Origin of the sequence: Citrobacter sp. JUb117, assembly GCF_024809055.1 — a bacterium.
Classification (GTDB): domain Bacteria; phylum Pseudomonadota; class Gammaproteobacteria; order Enterobacterales; family Enterobacteriaceae; genus Citrobacter; species Citrobacter gillenii.
In genome coordinates this window covers 153,138-172,063 of record NZ_JANUFB010000004.1, presented here as the reverse complement: position 1 = coordinate 172,063, position 18,926 = coordinate 153,138, and the positions used below count along the sequence as shown (strand labels likewise).

Annotated in this window: 15 protein-coding genes; 5 read left to right on the top strand and 10 right to left on the bottom strand. The window is 53.1% G+C overall.

Annotated features, from left to right (window positions below; all coding sequences use genetic code 11):
* The first annotated feature begins 35 nt into the window (after nucleotides 1–35).
* From kefF to folA, 3 genes are all read left to right on the top strand, one after another.
* On the top strand, nucleotides 36–566 hold the full coding sequence (gene kefF, locus M2374_RS10775) for a glutathione-regulated potassium-efflux system oxidoreductase KefF (protein ID WP_115259486.1): 531 nt from the start codon (nucleotides 36–38) through the stop codon (nucleotides 564–566).
* Nucleotides 559–2,421: a glutathione-regulated potassium-efflux system protein KefC gene (kefC, locus tag M2374_RS10770; protein WP_259154782.1), complete on the top strand. Its 1,863-nt coding sequence runs from the start codon at nucleotides 559–561 to the stop codon at nucleotides 2,419–2,421. Before kefF ends, kefC begins: the two co-directional genes overlap by 8 nt.
* Nucleotides 2,422–2,619: 198 nt before the next feature.
* On the top strand, nucleotides 2,620–3,099 hold the full coding sequence (folA, locus tag M2374_RS10765; RefSeq protein WP_096758340.1) for a type 3 dihydrofolate reductase: 480 nt from the start codon (nucleotides 2,620–2,622) through the stop codon (nucleotides 3,097–3,099).
* Nucleotides 3,100–3,195: 96 nt separating this feature from the next.
* Here the strand turns inward: folA and apaH are convergent, their stop codons facing one another.
* From apaH to lptD, 6 genes are read right to left on the bottom strand one after another with little or no spacing between them, the layout of a single operon-like run.
* On the bottom strand, nucleotides 3,196–4,044 hold the full coding sequence (apaH, locus tag M2374_RS10760) for a bis(5'-nucleosyl)-tetraphosphatase (symmetrical) ApaH (protein ID WP_115259484.1): 849 nt from the start codon (nucleotides 4,042–4,044) through the stop codon (nucleotides 3,196–3,198).
* A gap of 10 nt (nucleotides 4,045–4,054) precedes the next feature.
* Nucleotides 4,055–4,432 (bottom strand): Co2+/Mg2+ efflux protein ApaG, encoded by a 378-nt coding sequence (gene apaG, locus M2374_RS10755; protein WP_096758338.1) that lies wholly within the window; start codon nucleotides 4,430–4,432, stop codon nucleotides 4,055–4,057.
* Nucleotides 4,433–4,434: 2 nt separating this feature from the next.
* On the bottom strand, nucleotides 4,435–5,256 hold the full coding sequence (rsmA, locus tag M2374_RS10750; protein ID WP_096758337.1) for a 16S rRNA (adenine(1518)-N(6)/adenine(1519)-N(6))-dimethyltransferase RsmA: 822 nt from the start codon (nucleotides 5,254–5,256) through the stop codon (nucleotides 4,435–4,437).
* Nucleotides 5,249–6,241, bottom strand: a complete 993-nt coding sequence (gene pdxA / locus M2374_RS10745) for a 4-hydroxythreonine-4-phosphate dehydrogenase PdxA (RefSeq protein WP_115259483.1) — start codon at nucleotides 6,239–6,241, stop codon at nucleotides 5,249–5,251. The genes rsmA and pdxA overlap by 8 nt, the downstream gene beginning before the upstream one ends.
* Nucleotides 6,241–7,527 (bottom strand): peptidylprolyl isomerase SurA, encoded by a 1,287-nt coding sequence (gene surA, locus M2374_RS10740; RefSeq protein ID WP_096758335.1) that lies wholly within the window; start codon nucleotides 7,525–7,527, stop codon nucleotides 6,241–6,243. The genes pdxA and surA overlap by 1 nt, the downstream gene beginning before the upstream one ends.
* Nucleotides 7,528–7,581: 54 nt before the next feature.
* Complete coding sequence (gene lptD / locus M2374_RS10735; protein WP_181688482.1) at nucleotides 7,582–9,942, bottom strand: LPS assembly protein LptD; 2,361 nt, start codon at nucleotides 9,940–9,942, stop codon at nucleotides 7,582–7,584.
* Nucleotides 9,943–10,197: 255 nt separating this feature from the next.
* Between lptD and djlA the strand changes: the two genes are divergently transcribed.
* On the top strand, nucleotides 10,198–11,010 hold the full coding sequence (djlA, locus tag M2374_RS10730; RefSeq protein ID WP_096758333.1) for a co-chaperone DjlA: 813 nt from the start codon (nucleotides 10,198–10,200) through the stop codon (nucleotides 11,008–11,010).
* A gap of 104 nt (nucleotides 11,011–11,114) precedes the next feature.
* Here djlA and rluA read toward each other — a convergent pair whose 3' ends face one another.
* The 3 genes from rluA to polB form a co-directional block, all read right to left on the bottom strand.
* Nucleotides 11,115–11,774, bottom strand: coding sequence for a bifunctional tRNA pseudouridine(32) synthase/23S rRNA pseudouridine(746) synthase RluA (gene rluA / locus M2374_RS10725; RefSeq protein ID WP_135912603.1), 660 nt, complete (start codon nucleotides 11,772–11,774; stop codon nucleotides 11,115–11,117).
* Nucleotides 11,775–11,785: 11 nt separating this feature from the next.
* Nucleotides 11,786–14,692 carry an RNA polymerase-associated protein RapA gene (gene rapA / locus M2374_RS10720; RefSeq protein ID WP_115259479.1) on the bottom strand — a complete coding sequence of 969 codons (2,907 nt, stop codon included), beginning with the start codon at nucleotides 14,690–14,692 and terminating at the stop codon, nucleotides 11,786–11,788.
* Nucleotides 14,693–14,867: 175 nt separating this feature from the next.
* Entirely contained in the window at nucleotides 14,868–17,219 is a 2,352-nt protein-coding gene (polB, locus tag M2374_RS10715; protein WP_181688481.1) for a DNA polymerase II, read from the bottom strand.
* A 527-nt stretch (nucleotides 17,220–17,746) separates the two neighbouring features.
* On the opposite strand from polB, the gene M2374_RS10710 reads away from it, so the two are divergent.
* Nucleotides 17,747–18,133, top strand: coding sequence for a DUF4751 family protein (locus M2374_RS10710; RefSeq protein ID WP_115259478.1), 387 nt, complete (start codon nucleotides 17,747–17,749; stop codon nucleotides 18,131–18,133).
* Between the two features lie 44 nt (nucleotides 18,134–18,177).
* On the opposite strand, the gene araD is transcribed toward M2374_RS10710, so the two are convergent.
* A complete protein-coding gene (gene araD, locus M2374_RS10705; RefSeq protein ID WP_181688480.1) occupies nucleotides 18,178–18,873 on the bottom strand; it encodes an L-ribulose-5-phosphate 4-epimerase in 696 nt (231 codons plus the stop codon).
* Nucleotides 18,874–18,926 lie beyond the last annotated feature (53 nt).

Sequence of the window (18,926 nt, the reverse complement as noted above, 5' to 3'; positions counted from 1 at the left end):
TGGTATTACAATAATGCAGTGATAGCAGGCTAATCATGATTCTCATCATTTATGCACATCCCTATCCGCAGCACTCGCATGCGAATAAGCGGATGCTTGAGCAGGCAAGGACGCTGGAGGGCGTAGAGGTTCGTTCGCTCTACCAGCTTTATCCCGACTTCAATATCGACATCGCCGCGGAGCAGGACGCGCTTTCACGCGCGAGTCTCATCGTCTGGCAGCATCCCATGCAGTGGTACAGCACACCGCCTCTCCTCAAACTGTGGATGGACAAAGTCCTCGCCCACGGCTGGGCGTATGGTCATGGTGGCACTGCGCTGCGCGGTAAACATTTGTTGTGGGCGGTCACCACCGGCGGCGGTGAAAATCATTTTGATATCGGCTCACACCCAGGTTTTGACGTGCTTTCTCAACCGTTGCAGGCCACGGCGTTATATTGCGGCCTGAAGTGGTTACCGCCGTTTGCGATGCACTGTACGTTCATCTGTGACGACGAAACGCTACAGGCTCAGGCGCGGCATTACAAGCAGCGCTTAATGGAGTGGCAGGAGGCACATCATGGATAGCCACACGCTGATACAGGCGCTGATATATCTTGGCTCAGCGGCGTTGATTGTGCCGATTGCGGTCCGGCTGGGGTTAGGCTCGGTGCTGGGGTATCTCATTGCAGGGTGCATCATCGGCCCGTGGGGCTTAAGGCTGGTGACGGACGCCGAATCTATCCTGCACTTTGCGGAAATCGGTGTGGTGCTGATGCTGTTTGTCATCGGTCTGGAACTCGACCCACAACGTTTGTGGAAGCTGCGGGCCTCGGTGTTTGGCGGCGGTGCGCTGCAAATGGTGGTCTGCGGCGGATTAATTGGTTTGTTCTGTATGTTCCTAGGCCTGCGCTGGCAGGTGGCTGTACTGATTGGCATGACGCTGGCTCTCTCCTCGACGGCTATCGCCATGCAGGCGATGAATGAACGCAACCTGATGGTGTCGCAAATGGGCCGCAGTGCGTTTGCCGTACTGTTGTTCCAGGATATTGCCGCCATTCCGCTGGTTGCCATGATCCCGCTGCTGGCGGCGAGCGGGGCGTCAACCACGCTCGGAGCGTTTGCGCTGTCGGCGCTGAAAGTGGCCGGTGCACTGGCGTTGGTGGTGGTACTGGGTCGTTATGTCACACGACCGGCCCTGCGTTTTGTCGCGCGCTCCGGACTGCGGGAGGTGTTCAGCGCCGTCGCCCTGTTCCTGGTTTTTGGATTCGGTTTATTGCTGGAAGAGGTGGGCCTGTCGATGGCGATGGGCGCATTCCTGGCGGGCGTTTTGCTGGCAAGCTCGGAGTATCGTCATGCGCTGGAAAGTGATATCGAACCGTTTAAAGGGTTGTTGCTGGGGCTGTTTTTCATCGGCGTCGGGATGTCTATCGACTTCGGCACGCTAATTGATAATCCGCTACGTATTATTATTCTGCTGGCGGGTTTCCTGGCAATCAAAACCATCATGCTGTGGGTGATTGCTAAGCCGTTGCAGGTGCCGAACAAGCAACGTCGCTGGTTTGCCGTATTATTAGGACAAGGGAGTGAGTTTGCCTTCGTGGTGTTTGGTGCGGCGCAAATGGCCAATGTGCTTGATCCTGAATGGGCAAAAGCGCTGACGCTTGCAGTGGCGCTGTCGATGGCGGCCACGCCTATTTTGCTGGTTGTCCTGACGCGGCTGGAAAAATCGTCCATCGGTGAAGTGCGTGAGGCGGATGAAATCGATGAGGAGCAACCCCGGGTGATTATCGCCGGGTTTGGTCGATTCGGCCAGATAACCGGTCGCTTGCTGCTGTCGAGCGGGGTGAAGATGGTGGTACTTGATCATGACCCGGACCATATCGAAACGCTGCGCAAATTTGGGATGAAGGTTTTTTATGGCGATGCCACACGGATGGATCTACTGGAGTCTGCGGGGGCCGCGAAAGCGGAGGTGATCATTAATGCCATTGACGATCCGCAAACCAGTCTGCAACTGACCGAAATGGTGAAAGCACATTTCCCGCACTTGCAAATTATTGCCCGGGCGCGCGATGTTGATCATTACATTCGCTTGCGTCAGGCGGGGGTTGAGATGCCTGAGCGTGAAACCTTTGAAGGCGCGTTGAAAACCGGGCGCCTGGCGCTGGAGGGTCTGGGGCTTGGGCGCTATGAAGCACGTGAGCGGGCCGATTTATTCCGTCGTTTCAATACGCTGATGGTTGAGGAAATGGTGAAAGGTGAAAACGACGCGATTTCACGCGCGGCGGTATATAAGCGTACCAGCGCCATGTTGAGTGAAATTATTACCGAGGATCGTCAGCATTTGTCTCTGATTCAACGCCATGGCTGGCAAGGCACGGATGAAGGTAAACATACGGGAGACGTCGCAGATGAGCCGGAAGTGAAACCGTCAACATAGGGTAAAAAATGTGATGTTCTGCAAACTTTACTGCTAATTGACTGTTTTTGAACTACTGTAATGCTGGCAGCCCACTAAGAAGTCACGGGCTCGCCAGCAGAACAGAAAATTTTCCTGCACATCTTCCTTTGGCTAGTCGACGAAAGAATGCGCTTTCCGTATAGTGGCGACAATTTTTTTGTATCCGGGAATTATTCAATGATCAGTCTGATTGCGGCGTTAGCGGTAGATCGCGTCATCGGTATGGAAAACGCCATGCCGTGGAACCTCCCTGCCGATCTCGCCTGGTTTAAACGTAACACCTTAAATAAGCCGGTTATTATGGGGCGCCATACGTGGGAATCCATCGGCCGACCGTTGCCAGGGCGTAAAAATATCGTCATCAGCAGCAAGCCGGGCACCGACGATCGCGTGCAGTGGGTGAAGTCTATTGATGAGGCGATTGCTGCCTGTGGCGATGAACCCGAGATTATGGTGATTGGCGGTGGGCGCGTGTATGAGCAGTTCCTGCCTAAAGCACAGAAGCTGTATCTGACGCATATCGATGCAGAAGTCGAAGGGGATACGCATTTTCCGGACTACGAGCCGGATGACTGGGAATCGGTCTTTAGCGAATTCCACGATGCCGACGCGCAAAACTCACACAGCTATTGCTTCGAAGTTCTGGAACGTCGTTAATCATGTAATTGCCGGATGGCGGCGAAACGCCTTATCAGGCCTACATCCGGCACTGGAGTAGGCCTGATAAGCGTAGCGCCATCAGGCATAAACATTTCAGGCGTTTACCGCCTCACCGGGATCCAGCTTCAGATGGCGATTTGACGGCTGAGTAAAGTACTGTTTGTCTTCCCAGCGCAGACAGGTGAGATCCCCGCCCCAACAGCAGCCTGTATCCAGCGCGTAAACCCCTTCCGGCGTCCCTTTACCCTCCAGTGAGGCCCAGTGCCCAAAGGCAATGCTATAGGCGTCACTGACCGGTCCTGGGATGGCAAACCACGGTTTCAGTGGAGCGGGTGCGTCTTCCGGCGACTCTTTGCTGTACATATCCAGCTGGCCATTCGGGAAACAGTAACGCATGCGGGTAAAGGCGTTAGTAATAAAACGTAGGCGTGCCAATCCGGTCAGTTCCGGCGTCCAGTTATTTGGCATGTCGCCATACATGGCATCAAGAAAGAACGGGTACGAGTCGCTCGACAGCACGGCTTCGACATCGCGGGCGCAGTCTTTCGCGGTTTGGAGATCCCACTGTGGTGTAATCCCGGCATGCGCCATCACCAGCTTCTTCTCTTCATCAACCTGTAACAGCGGTTGGCGACGTAGCCAGTTCAGCAGCGAATCCGCATCCGGGGCATCGAGTAGCGGCGTGAGCCGGTCTTTGGGTTTATTCCGGCTGATGCCTGCAAATACGGCCAGCAGGTGCAAATCGTGATTACCTAAGACTAACCTTACGCTGTCGCCAAGCGATTTGACATAACGCAGTACGTCAAGCGAGCCGGGGCCACGCGCGACCAGGTCGCCTGTGAGCCACAAGGTATCTTTCCCAGGGGCAAAATTGACTTGATGCAGCAATGCGATCAGTTCGTCGTAACAACCGTGAACGTCGCCAATGAGGTATGTTGCCATAGCTATTGTTTTAGTGGATGAGCGTTGGAACGGCGAGCCTGAATACGGGAATATCGATGGTAAAGGCAACGCCTTTCTCATCGATCATTTCGTAATGACCCTGCATGGTGCCCAGCGGGGTTTCAATCACCGCGCCGCTGGTATATTGGTACTCTTCACCGGGATCAATGTGGGGCTGAACGCCAACCACACCTTCACCCTGAACTTCGGTTTCACGGCCATGACCATTGGTAATCAACCAGTAACGTCCCAACAGTTGCACCGGCGCTCGCCCCAAATTGCGGATGGTTACGGTATAGGCAAAAACGTAACGTTCATCATCAGGTGAGGATTGCGCCTCAATATAGACGCTTTGTACCTGAATACACACTCGGGGCGAATTGATCATGCTTAACTCTCCTTCGATGACGCTTTTTCTGACAGATAGTTAGCCATCCGGCAGTATTGGGCGACAGAGATATTTTCCGCTCGCAGCGCCGGATCAACACCCAGTTCCGTCAGCACTTCAACGCTGAACAGATTACCGAGGCTGTTACGTACCGTTTTACGGCGCTGGTTAAACGCTTCGGTCGTAATGCGGCTCAGGACGCGAACGTCTTTGACCGGGTACGGCATCGTCGCGTGAGGGACCAGGCGTACAACGGCGGAATCAACTTTAGGCGCAGGCGTGAACGCGGATGGCGGTACTTCAAGTACCGGGATCACCTGGCAGTAATATTGTGCCATAACGGTTAGTCGACCATACGCTTTACTGTTTGGCCCTGCAACCAGACGGTTGACCACTTCTTTTTGCAACATGAAATGCATGTCGGCAATGGCATCAGTATAGGTAAAAAGATGGAACATCAGCGGCGTGGAGATGTTGTATGGCAGGTTACCAAATACGCGCAGCGGCTGACCCAGGGTTTGCGACAACTCGCCGAAGTCCATGGTCATAGCATCTTGCTGATAGATAGTCAGCTTCGGCCCTAAAAACGGGTGCGTTTGCAGGCGTGCGGCCAGATCGCGGTCCAGTTCAATGACCGTGAGCTTGTCCAGACGTTCACCTACCGGCTCGGTTAATGCCGCAAGGCCCGGGCCGATTTCGACCATGGCCTGACCCTTTTGCGGGTTGATCGCAGAGACAATACTTTCGATCACAAACTGATCGTTGAGGAAGTTTTGCCCGAAACGTTTACGGGCTAAATGGCCCTGATGGACTCGATTATTCATTAGTATTAACAATCATTTTGATGGCGAGGTTAAGCGCCGTAATAAAACTGCCGACATCTGCTTGCCCACGACCCGCAAGTTCGAGTGCGGTGCCGTGATCAACGGATGTGCGAATAAAGGGCAGGCCCAGTGTGATATTCACACCGCGACCAAATCCCTGGTATTTTAGCACGGGGAGACCCTGATCGTGGTACATTGCCAGCACGGCATCCGCGCTATCGAGATATTTAGGTTGAAACAGGGTATCTGCGGGCAGTGGACCGCGTAATTTCATTCCCTGACCACGCATTTCATCCAGTACTGGAATGAGCGTATCGATCTCTTCCGTCCCCATATGACCGCCTTCCCCCGCATGTGGGTTCAGGCCGCAGACCAAAATCTGCGGATCGTTCAGGCCAAACTTGGTGCGTAAATCATGGTGCAGAATGCCGATCACTTCCCGCAGTAGTGTGGGCGTAATGGCATCGGCAACGTCTCTGAGCGGCAGGTGCGTGGTTGCTAGGGCAACGCGCAGCTCCTCGGTCGCCAGCATCATCACGACTTTTTTCGCCTGCGAGCGTTCTTCAAAGTACTCAGTGTGTCCGGTAAACGGCACGCCGGCATCGTTGATCACGCCCTTGTGAACCGGGCCAGTAATCAGCGCGGCGAATTCACCGTGTAAGCAACCGTCGCATGCGCGAGCCAGCGTATCAACCACATACGGTCCATTCTCTACCGCCAGTTGCCCCGCAATGACAGGGGCCCGCAGCGCAATCGGTAACAGCGTCAATGTGCCCGCTGCTTGTGGTTTGGCTGGGATATCAGGAGAGTAGGGGAGGAGCGAAAGCGGTAAACCGAGCATAGCTGCTCGGTTCGAAAGTAATGCGGCATCGGCGCAGACGACGAGTTCAACCGGCCACTCACGCTGCGCAAGCTGGACCACCAGGTCCGGACCAATCCCGGCGGGTTCGCCGGGAGTGATGACAACGCGTTGAGTACGGACCATTAGTTGCTCAGAATTTTAACGTACGCGCTGGCACGCTGTTCTTGCATCCAGGTCGCGGCTTCTTCAGAGAACTTACGGTTCATCAGCATGCGGTAGGCTCTGTCTTTCTGCGCGGCGTCAGTTTTATCAACGTTACGCGTGTCCAGCAGTTCGATCAGGTGCCAGCCAAAAGAGGAGTGCACCGGAGCGCTCATCTGACCTTTGTTCAGTCGGGTCAGCGCATCGCGGAAGGCTGGATCGAAAATATCCGCTGCCGCCCAACCCAGATCGCCGCCCTGGTTTGCAGAACCCGGATCCTGAGAGAACTCTTTAGCCGCGGCGGCAAAGGTCGTTTTACCGCTCTTAATATCAGCCGCGATTTGCTCCAGTTTCAGACGCGCCTGCTGATCGGTCATGATCGGAGACGGTTTCAGCAGGATATGGCGGGCATGAACTTCCGTTACGGAGATGCTCTGGCTCTGGCCACGCATATCGTTGACTTTCAGAATGTGGAAGCCGACACCTGAACGAATCGGGCCGATGATATCGCCTTTTTTCGCAGTGCTTAGTGCCTGTGCAAAGATGCCTGGCAGTTCCTGAATACGTCCCCATCCCATCTGGCCGCCTTTCAGCGCCTGCTGGTCTGCGGAATAGGTGATCGCCAGTTTACCGAAATCGCTACCGTTACGTGCTTCTTCGACGACAGCACGCGCCTGGCTTTCTGCTTCATTAACCTGGTCGGAGGATGGGTTTTCTGGTAACGGAATCAGAATGTGGCTCAGGTTCAGCTCAGTGCTGGCATCATTTTGATTGCCAACCTGCTGAGCCAGAGCATCCACTTCCTGCGGCAGAATGGTGACGCGACGGCGAACTTCATTGTTACGCACTTCAGAGATGGTCATCTCTTTACGGATCTGGTTACGATAGGTCGAATAGCTCAGACCATCGTGGGCCAGACGACTGCGCATCTGGTCCAGCGTCATATTGTTCTGCTTAGCGATGTTGGCGATGGCCTGATCCAACTGCTCATCAGTGATTTTCACCCCCATCTTCTGACCCATCTGCAGAACGATTTGATCCATGATCAAACGTTCGAGGATCTGATGGCGCAGCGTTGCGTCGTCGGGTAATTGCTGACCCGCCTGACCCGCATTAAGTTTTACTGACTGCATTAAGCCATCAACGTCGCTTTCCAGAACGACGCCGTTATTGACGACGGCTGCGACTTTATCGACTACCTGTGGGGCAGCGAAACTGGTATTCGCGACCATGGCGATACCGAGAAGCAGCGTTTTCCAGTTCTTCATACTTTTTCCATTATTAATTAACCGCAATGCGGATTACGTTTTAAATCAATCAGATCATAAAGCGCTTTGATACGGCAAAATGTTCGAACGCAACATTTGGTTGGTGCCGAGACCATAGTTAGAGCTCAGACCGCGCAGTTCGATGTTAAAGCCGATCGTGTTGTCATAAATCGCGTGTTTTTGCGTATCATCCCAACCGTTCAGCTTACGCTCGTAGCCAAAGCGAATGGCATAACAGCAGGAGTTGTACTGTACGCCCAGCATGGAGTCTGCTGCTTTGTTCACATTGGTATCGAAGTAGTACGCCCCGACAATTGACCAACGGTCAGCAATCGGCAGGCTGGCCACTGCACCTACCTGAGAAATCCCGTTCTTATACTGATCTGCCGTAGAGTAGTACGACGGCAGGGTAGCTTGAATATATTCCGAGCTGGCATAACGGTAGTTCAACTGCAGCATACGGTTTTCGTCGCGACGGTATTCGATGCTGCTGCTGCTGGTGGCGACACTATCCAGACGGGTATCGTACTGGATCCCGCTGCGTAAACCCCAGCGCTCGGAGATACGCCAGTAGGTATCGCCTGCCCATACCAGTGAGCCGGTTTGGTCATCATTCTCCCATTTAATGTTGTCATCGCCGGTGCGAGACTCGGTGAAATAGTAGATTTGACCCACAGAAATGTTAAAACGTTCAACGGCAGCGTCATCATATACGCGAGATGTGACCCCGGTCGTCACCTGGTTGGCAGAGGCAATACGGTCAAGACCACCATAGGTGCGGTCGCGGAACAGGCCGCTGTAGTCAGCTTGCAGCAGAGAGGAGTCATAGTTATAGATATGGCTTTGGTCGCGATACGGCACGTACAAATACTGCGCACGCGGCTCCAGTGTCTGGGTATAGCCAGGTGCCAGCATTTGCATATCGCGTTCAAAGACCATCTTGCCGTCGATTTTGAACTGCGGCATCACGCGATCGGCTGACTCATCCAGCTTGTTCACATTTGCAGGATTATTATTGTACCAATCCACATTTGTCTGCTGGTAGTGCGTCGCCAGCAGCTTCGCTTCAGTGTTGATGCTTCCCCAATTGTTCGATAGCGGCAGATTGATGGTCGGCTCAAGGTGAACGCGCGTCGCTTCCGGCATGTTGTCATTCGTATTGACGAAATGTACTGCCTGCCCATAAATTCGGGTATCGAACGGTCCGACGTCATTCTGATAGTAGTTGACGTCTAACTGTGGTTGCGCAGAGTAACTGTTGCTGTTTGCCGCATCAAAGACCTGGAACTGCTTAGTCGATATTGTCGCATCAAAGTTTTGCACCGCATAGCCGACGCTGAATTTCTGCGTGGCGTAGCCGTCGGTGCTGGACCCGTATTTATTATCAAAATCATTAAAGTAGCTGGTGTCGCTAACCTTGGTGTAGTCGACATTGAAGCGCCACACCTGGTCCATCACGCCAGCGTGTTGCCAGTAGAACAACCAGCGGCGTGAGTTGTCATCCTTCGAGTTTTCATCCTCGTAGACTTTATCGGAGTTCAAATAGTCGAATTCCATCAAACCGGCACCCGCCTGGCTGAGGTAACGGAATTCGTTCTCCCACATCACGCCGCCACGACGGTGCATGTAATGCGGGGTGATGGTGGCGTCCATATTGGGCGCGATGTTCCAGTAATACGGCAGGTAGAACTCAAAATAGTTATTGCTAGTGTATTTTGCGTTCGGGATCAAGAAACCGGAGCGGCGTTTGTCGCCGACGGGCAGCTGCATATACGGGCTGTAAAAGACCGGAACCGGACCCAGTTTAAAGCGGGCGTTCCAGATTTCCGCAACCTGTTCTTCGCGATCGTGGATCACTTCGCTACCGACAACGCTCCAGGTATTGGAACCCGGTAGACAGGAAGTAAAGCTCCCGTTTTCCAGAATGGTGTAGCGGTTTTCACCCCGCTGTTTCATCAGGTCGGCTTTACCGCGTCCCTGACGACCGACCATCTGATAGTCACCTTCCCAGATGTTGGTATCTTTGGTATTCAGATTTGACCAACCCTTCGGCCCCTTCAGAATGACCTGATTGTCATCATAGTGAACGTTACCCAGCGCATCGACGGTACGGACCGGCTCCGGCAGACCCTCGGCCTGCTTCTGGTGCAACTGCACTTCGTCAGCCTGCAGGCGGCTGTTACCCTGTGCGATATCCACGTTGCCAGTAAACACGGCGTCATCCGGGTAATTCCCTTTCGCGTGATCGGCATTGATGGTAACAGGTAATTCATTGGTCTCGCCCTGCACCAGAGGACGGTTATAGCTTGGCACGCCCAACATGCACTGTGAGGCGAGATCGGCTGCCAGACCCTGTTGACTATAAAGGGCACTGGCAATCATGGTGGCCAGAAGAGTGGGAATACGTTTTTTCATACGTTGTATTTATTGTTCCATCATCAGTAGCGTCGCGCGTGACAAACGGTCACAGCCTAACTTATCTCATCTTCACTGCGCTAGTGTTAATCCTGCCCATTTAGGCATCCGTGGTGTTAGGCACGGCATTGAATGACAGGTATGATAATGCAAATTATAGGCGATGTCCCACAATTGACCGCTGCCGTAAAACGGTAAAAGCACCTTATATTGTGGTACATAGCCCGGCTGGCAGCGTAAAGATTTGGGGAGTCTATGCAGTATTGGGGAAAGATTATTGGTGTCGCCGTGGCCTTAATGATGGGCGGCGGCTTCTGGGGCGTGGTTTTAGGCCTGCTTGTGGGTCATATGTTCGACAAAGCCCGCATGCGCAAAATGGCGTGGTTTGCCAATCAACGTGAACGTCAGGCGCTGTTTTTTGCCACCACCTTTGAGGTGATGGGACACCTGACCAAATCAAAAGGACGTGTCACGGAAGCCGATATTCATATCGCCAGCCAACTGATGGACCGGATGAATTTACACGGTGACTCACGAACCGCTGCGCAGCATGCCTTCCGGGTGGGAAAATCAGACAATTACCCATTACGTGAAAAAATGCGCCAGTTTCGCAGCGTCTGTTTTGGCCGCTTCGACCTGATCCGTATGTTTCTGGAGATCCAGATCCAGGCGGCGTTTGCGGACGGGTCGCTGCATCCTAACGAACGTGAAGTGCTGTATGTGATTGCTGAAGAGCTGGGGATCTCGCGCGCGCAATTTGATCAGTATCTGCGCATGATGCAGGGTGGTGCGCAGTTTGGTGGTGGATATCAGCAACAGTCTGGCGGTGGCTGGCAGCAGGCACAGCGTGGCCCGACGCTGGAAGATGCGTGTAATGTGCTGGGTGTTAAAGCGACCGACGATGCCACTACTATTAAGCGCGCTTATCGTAAACTGATGAGCGAGCACCATCCCGACAAGCTGGTCGCGAAAGGACTACCGCCGGAGATGATGGAAATGGCCAAGCAGAAAGCGCAGGAAATTCAAAAGGCCTATGAGTTAATTAAAGAACAGAAAGGCTTCAAGTAAGCGGCAGAATAAGTTGCCGGATGGCAGCTAGCGCCTTATCCGGCCTACGTTGAAGAATGTAGGCCGGGCAAGCGTAGCGCCCCCGGCACAGAGCAGCACAAAATTTAAAAATCTGCCGGGACTTTAAAGGTCATACTATTGCCATACTCGGGATGAGTAATGGTGAGCATCTCGGCATGCAGCAGCAGGCGTGGCGCTAACGCCAGGGCTTCCGGCGGGGCATAGAAGCGGTCACCCAGAATCGGATGCCCTAACGCCAGCATATGCACGCGTAGCTGATGAGAACGCCCGGTAATGGGTTTCAGCACCACCCGCGCGGTATTATCCGTCGCGAATTCCACGACTTCATACTCAGTCTGCGCGGCTTTGCCCGTCTCATAACAGACTTTCTGTTTTGGTCGGTTCGGCCAGTCGCAAATCAGCGGTAAATCCACCAGTCCCTCGGCGGGTGAGGGATGCCCCCACACGCGTGCGACATACTGCTTCTTCGGTTCGCGTTCGCGAAATTGACGCTTTAGCTCGCGCTCTGCCGCTTTGGTCAGCGCCACTACAATCACGCCGCTGGTGGCCATGTCCAGGCGATGCACTGATTCTGCCAGTGGATAGTCGCGTTGAATACGCGTCATCACGCTGTCTTTGTGCTCTTCAAGGCGACCCGGCACGGACAACAAGCCGCTCGGCTTGTTGACCACCATAATGTGTTCATCCTGATACAGGATAACCAGCCAGGGTTCCTGCGGCGGATTGTAGTTTTCCATCCCCATGTATGGCTCCGTTACTGATGCGTCACGACGATCAGGCGTAAGGCATCCAGACGCCAGCCGGCCTGATCCAGGCTTTCCATCACCTGTTGACGGTTGCTTTCAATCGCGGCAAGTTCGTCATCACGGATGTTCGGGTTAACGGCGCGCAGCGCTTCAAGACGCGACAGTTCTGCAGACAGCTTCTCATCCGCTTCTTTACGTGCGGCGTCGATCAGCGCGCGGGCAGATTGCTCAACCTGCGCTTCACCCAACTGCAGAATCGCATGGACATCTTGCTGCACGGCGTTGACCAGCTTGCTACCGGTATGGCGATTAACGGCACTGAGCTGGCGGTTAAAGGTTTCAAACTCCACCTGAGCGGCGAGGTTGTTACCGTTTTTATCCAGCAACATGCGCACCGGCGTCGGTGGCAGGAAGCGGTTGAGCTGCAGTTGCTTCGGTGCCTGCGCTTCGACCACGTACACCAGTTCAACCAGCAGGGTACCAACCGGCAAAGCTTTGTTTTTCAACAGAGATATGGTGCTGCTGCCGGTATCACCAGACAGGATAAGATCCAGACCGTTACGGATCAGCGGATGCTCCCAGGTGATAAACTGGGCGTCTTCACGCGACAGTGCAATATCTCGCTCAAAGGTAATGGTGCAACCGTCTTCAGGCAACCCCGGAAAATCCGGGACCAGCATATGATCGGACGGCGTCAGCACAATTAAGTTGTCCCCGCGATCGTCCTGATTAATACCGACGATATCAAACAGGTTCATGGCGAAGGCGATCAGACTGGTGTCGTCATCCTGCTCCTCAATGCTCTCAGCCAGCGCCAGCGCTTTTTCGCCGCCGTTGGAGTGAATCTCGAGTAGACGGTCGCGCCCTTGTTCCAGCTGCGCTTTCAGTGCGTCATGCTGTTCACGGCAGGCTTTGATCAGATCATCAAATCCTTCGTTGTTTTCCGGCTCCGCCAGATAACCAATCAGGTTGTTATAGACAGTATCATAAATCGTACGCCCGGTCGGACAGGTGTGCTCAAACGCATCCAGACCTTCGTGGTACCAGCGCACCAGCACGGACTGGGCGGTTTTTTCCAGGTACGGGACGTGGATCTGAATATCGTGCGCCTGACCAATACGGTCCAGACGTCCAATACGTTGTTCCAGCAGATCCGGGTTAAACGGCAGGTCAAACATCACCAGGTTGCTGGCGAACTGGAAGTTACGGCCTTCAGAACCGATCTCCGAGCACAGCATCACCTGCGCACCGCTGTCCTCTTCGCTAAACCAGGCGGCAGCACGGTCACGTTCGATGATCGACATACCCTCATGGAATACGGCAGCGCGAATGCCTTCACGCTCGCGCAGCACCTGCTCCAGCTGCAACGCGGTGGTCGCTTTCGCACAGATAACCAGTACTTTCTGCGAACGATGACTGGTCAGGTAGCCCATCAACCATTCAACGCGTGGGTCGAAGTTCCACCAGGTGCCGGTATCGCCTTCGAACTCCTGATAAATCTGCTCCGGATAGAGCATGTCGCGGGCGCGCTCTTCTGCGCTTTTACGTGCGCCCATAATGCCGGAGACTTTAATGGCTGTCTGGTATTGGGTCGGCAGCGGCAGCTTAATAGTATGCAGTTCGCGTTTCGGGAAACCTTTCACCCCATTACGGGTGTTACGGAACAGTACGCGGCTGGTGCCATGGCGGTCCATTAGCATGGAAACCAGCTCCTGGCGCGCGCTCTGGGCATCTTCACGATCGCTGTTAGCAGCTTGCAGCAGCGGCTCGATGTCCTGCTCGCCAATCAGATCGCCGAGCATGTTCAGCTCATTGTTGCTCAGTTTGTTGCCTGCCAGCAGCATGGCGACGGCATCGGCTACCGGACGGTAATTTTTTTGCTCTTCAACAAACTGCTCGAAATCGTGGAAACGGCTTGGGTCCAGCAGGCGTAAACGCGCAAAGTGACTTTCCATACCCAGCTGTTCCGGCGTTGCGGTCAGCAGCAAGATGCCCGGTACGCGCTCGGCCAGTTGTTCGATCGCCATATACTCGCGGCTTGGCGCATCTTCGCTCCACACCAGGTGATGAGCTTCATCGACCACCAACAGATCCCATTCTGCTTCACACAAATGCTCCAGACGCTGCTTGCTACGACGCGCAAAATCCAGAGAGCAGATGACAAGCTGCTCGGTTTCAAACGGATTGTAGGCATCGTGCTGCGCTTCGGCATAGCGCTCATCATCAAACAGCGCAAAGCGCAGGTTGAAACGGCGCAGCATTTCGACCAGCCATTGGTGCTGTAACGTCTCAGGGACGATGATCAGCACGCGTTCGGCGGCACCGGACAGCAGTTGCTGATGCAGGATCATCCCGGCTTCAATGGTTTTTCCCAGGCCCACTTCATCTGCCAGCAAAACGCGAGGGGCATGGCGACGACCGACATCATGGGCAATATTAAGCTGGTGGGGGATCAGGCTGGTACGTTGACCGCGCAGACCACTCCACGGCATACGATACTGTTCGCTCTGAAATTTACGCGCACGATAGCGCAGCGCAAAGCGGTCCATACGGTCGATTTGGCCAGCAAACAGACGATCCTGAGGTTTGCTGAACACCAGCTTGCTGTCGAGCAGGACTTCGCGCAGCACGACGCCGGTTTCTTCGGTATCAAGGCGGGTTCCGATATAGGCAAGCAGTCCGTTTTCTTCTTTTACTTCATCGACATGCAATTGCCAGCCTTCATGGCTAGTGATCGTATCACCAGGATTGAACATCACGCGGGTCACAGGGCAGTCACTGCGCGCATACAGACGGTTTTCACCCGTCGATGAGAAAAGTAAGGTGACGGTTCGCGCATCCATGGCGACAACGGTACCAAGTCCCAATTCGCTTTCTGTATCGCTGATCCAGCGTTGACCAAGTGTAAAAGGCATATGTGTTCGGCTCTATATCTTTAATTGCAGGCAATACTCGTCATGTATCGGGTAACCCGAGTTTTCAGAGCATACGACCCCGCTACCAGGCTAGTGAATCAGTGGTAGTGGTGTTAAATGGGTCCAGGAATGGAAAGGGCGCTATGGTACTGGATGGCGACGGTTTCGTCACGCGTCAAAATAACCCCAGTTGCCCTGTGAGTAGTGTAGCAAAGTTATCATCAACAAAGGGAAGAATTCCCTCGGCAACCGGCTGTATCTGGCGCGTAAGATAATGCTCATAATCCAGCGCAGAGAGCTGATAATCCACAGGTTCCGGGCCGTTTATCGTCCAGACATATTTTATGGTGCCACGGTTTTGATATTGCGGCGGACGGCCTCGCTTGATGTTCTGTTCATCGGCAAGCCGCGCGGCGCGAACGTGGGGTGGGACATTACGCTGGTATTCACTTAACGGGCGGCGCAGGCGCTTACGGTAAACCAGCTGATCGTCCAGTTCACCGGCCATCAGGCGGTCGATGGTTTCCCTGACAAAATCCTGATACGGCTCCTGGCGAAAGACCCGCAAATAGAGTTCCTGCTGGAACCGTTGTGCCAGCGGTGTCCAGTCAGTGCGTACGGTTTCCAATCCTTTGAAGACCATGCGCTGCTGGTCCCCGTCCTGAATGAGTCCGGCGTAGCGCTTCTTGCTGCCCGTATCCGCGCCGCGAATGGTCGGCATCAAAAAGCGGCGAAAATGGGTTTCAAACTCCAGTTCGAGCGCGCTGGTCAGGTTTTGTTGTTGCAGCGACTGCGCCCACCAGGTGTTGACATGATGGACCAACTCCCGACCAATCCTTGCCGCATCCTCTTCCGCGTGTGCGCCTTTGAGCCAGACAAACGTTGAGTCGGTATCGCCATAGATAACGTCATAACCCTGCGCTTCAATCAGCGCTTTGGTCTGGCGCATGATCGCATGCCCGCGCATGGTGATCGACGAGGCCAGTCTGGGATCGAAAAATCGACATGCCGTGGTGCCGAGCACGCCGTAAAAGGCGTTCATAATGATTTTGAGCGCCTGCGAGAGCGGCTTATTTCCCTGGCGTTTTGCTTCGTCACGCCCGTGCCAGATCTGGGTCACTATTTCCGGTAGGCAGTGTTTTTCGCGCGAAAACCAGGCACCAAGGAATCCTTCAGTGCTGTGTTCAGGATCCGGATGCGCCATACCTTCGATAAGTCCCACCGGATCGATCAGAAAGGTGCGGATGATAGACGGGTACAGGCTTTTGTAATCCAGAACCAGCACCGAGTCGTACAAACCAGGACGCGAGTCCATCACATAGCCGCCGGGGCTGGCATGGGGGGGGACTTCCCCGAGATTTGGCGCAACGTAACCGGCACGGTGCATGCGCGGAAGATAGAGATGACCAAATGCCGCAACCGAGCCACCGTGCCTGTCGACCGGCAGACCGTTGACCGTTGAGCGCTCCAGCAGAAACGGCATGATCTCGGTTTTATGAAAGATGCGCGTGACCAGTTCACAGTCTTTGAGATTATAAGTGGCAAGCGCGGGCTTATCCTGAGCGAATCGGCGGTCAATTTCGTCCATGCGGTCCCAGGGATTATCAATTGATTTCCCTTCACCCAGTAGCTCCTGCGACACCGTTTCCAGCGAAAACGAGGAAAAGTTCCAGAACGCGGATTTGAGGGCCTCAATGCCGTCAATGATCAGGCGGCCTTTGGCCTGGGCGAAAAAAACGCCGTTTTTGAAACCGTGCTCGCGCCATTCCAGTTCGCTGTTGTCACGGCCAAAACGCAGGGGAATTCGGTAACGCTCGGCATGATTTTGCAGGACACGTAAATCGAACTGCACGACGTTCCAGCCGATGATGACATCAGGATCGTGGTGGGCTATCCACGCGTTGAGCTTTTCCAGCAACTGCGGACGGCTCGCCACATATTCAAGTTCAAAATCAAGCTGTGAGGCATCACCGTTGGCCGGGCCGAGCATATAGACAATACGCTGTCCGCAGCCTTCGAGACCAATGCAGTAAAGCTCGCCGTGCCGCGTGGTTTCGATATCCAGCGATAGCCATTTTAAGGGGGGGCGATAGTCCGGGTTTGGCTTCAGCCGCGCGTTGATCAGCGTGTTGTTATACCGATCGCCATCCACCCAAACGGGGGAGGTGATAAAGCGCTCCATCAGATAACGTTCCGGCGGACGCACGTCGGCCTCATAGACCGTGACGCTATTTTCGCGTAGCAGCTTCTCAAGACGCATCAACTGGCGATGGGATCGACAGTACAGCCCCGAAACGGGCTGGCGATGAAAATCCTGCAGGTTAAGCGGAGCCAGCCGAAAGCCGTTTTCTGCGCGTAATAGTGAAGTAACGCGGGAAACCTGGCTGGTTGGGATGAAGGCAACTGACTCCTGCGGCGCAAGCGTGACCAGCAATGGCCCGTCGTCCGTTGCCAGCCAGAATGAAACCTCTGTCCCCTGTGGGGTATCCCGCCAGTGCCGGGTTAAAATAAAACCTGCCTGCGCCACGCTGCGTACCCATCAAAAAACCCGGCATGATTATAGCCTGGTTTATCTGGTTGTACTGTTTTTTTATACAGCTTATGACGAATTTGATTCATGAATACGAGGATGAAGATTTGGGTGGATGAATTATTTTATTCGTAGGCTTACTTTTTTAATTTTTTATTACTTATCTGATTTATATATTGCGAGTTGAATTCAAGTCCATTTCCGGATTTTTGTCGATTTTTAGGAAATGTGCTTATTTAATTATGCAACTAATTTCTCGGAAATGGAAAATTATGTTTTTTCTATTTGTGTTTATTACAGGTTAGTGTAAGAATTTTATTCGAAGTGTTCGGGCTAGTAGGTTAAATATAATATATTTAACTGGGATTCTATTGTTGAATAAAAACGGATTTCAGTTCGATTTCGTCGGGTTATCTCTCTGTGTTATTTGATTTTTATTTTAATATAATTTTATTTCTAGCGCTAACTGGGATACTTCAAATGTTTATTATATTTCATGTAATTAATATGAGAATGGAGTCTTTATGAATATTTTCTCTAAACAGCAACTTAGCGTCAAGTACAGTAACTATATGTTTGTTAATACATTGCTGGCTAACCCTGCTGTAAAGACCGTGAGTAAATTTATTTTATATAAAACATGGAACGGTCAACTGTGGAATGCTGAAGTTATTGATGATGGCAATGCTTTTTTCCATTGGCAGGGTAGTGATAAAAGCAACGGTCATCGTGATACGGTTATTAATTACGTGGTGAATGGTCAGAAGTGGCAGACTACAATTTCAGATTATGTCTTTTTCCATTGTGTGGAGGGCGATCAAGATAATGGGCATTGTGATACTGTAATTGACTATCTCTGCTCAAATGATTGCGTATATCAAGCTTCCTTTGCTGAATACTTCAGCGAATAATGATACTGGAGCGCGTAGTTTATCTACGCGCTTATAAAAGAAGATTATTGTCCGTAGTAGGCTTTAGCACCGTGCTTACGCAGATAATGCTTGTCCAGCAGCGTTTGCTGCATATCCGGTAGCTGCGGTGCGAGCTGGCGGCAGAAGATCCCCATATAGGCAACCTCTTCCAGCACAATCGCGTTATGAACGGCATCTTCGGCGTTTTTACCCCATGCAAACGGGCCGTGAGAATGTACCAGTACGCCTGGCATTAGTGTCGCATCAATACCTTGTTTTTCAAAGGATTCAACGATCACATTCCCGGTTTCCCACTCGTATTCACCGTTAATTTCTGCATCGGTCATTTTTCGCGTGCAGGGAATAGCGCCGTAGAAATAGTCTGCGTGGGTCGTTCCTGTGGCTGGAATCGACTGACCCGCCTGTGCCCAGATCGTCGCGTGACGTGAATGGGTGTGGACAATACCGCCAATGCTCGGGAAAGCCTGATACAGCAGACGGTGAGTGGGCGTATCGGAAGACGGTTTTTTCTGCCCCTCCACCACTTCACCGGTGGCAATACTGACCACTACCATATCGTCCGCGGTCATTACGCTGTAATCAACACCGGAAGGTTTGATCACGAACACGCCATGTTCACGGTCGACGGCGCTGACATTCCCCCAGGTGAGGGTCACCAGGTTGTGCTTTGGCAGCGCCAGATTCGCTTCCAGGACCTGACGTTTAAGATCTTCTAGCATGTTAACTCCTGAATGCTGGATGGCGTTACGCTTATCCGGCCTACGGTGATTTG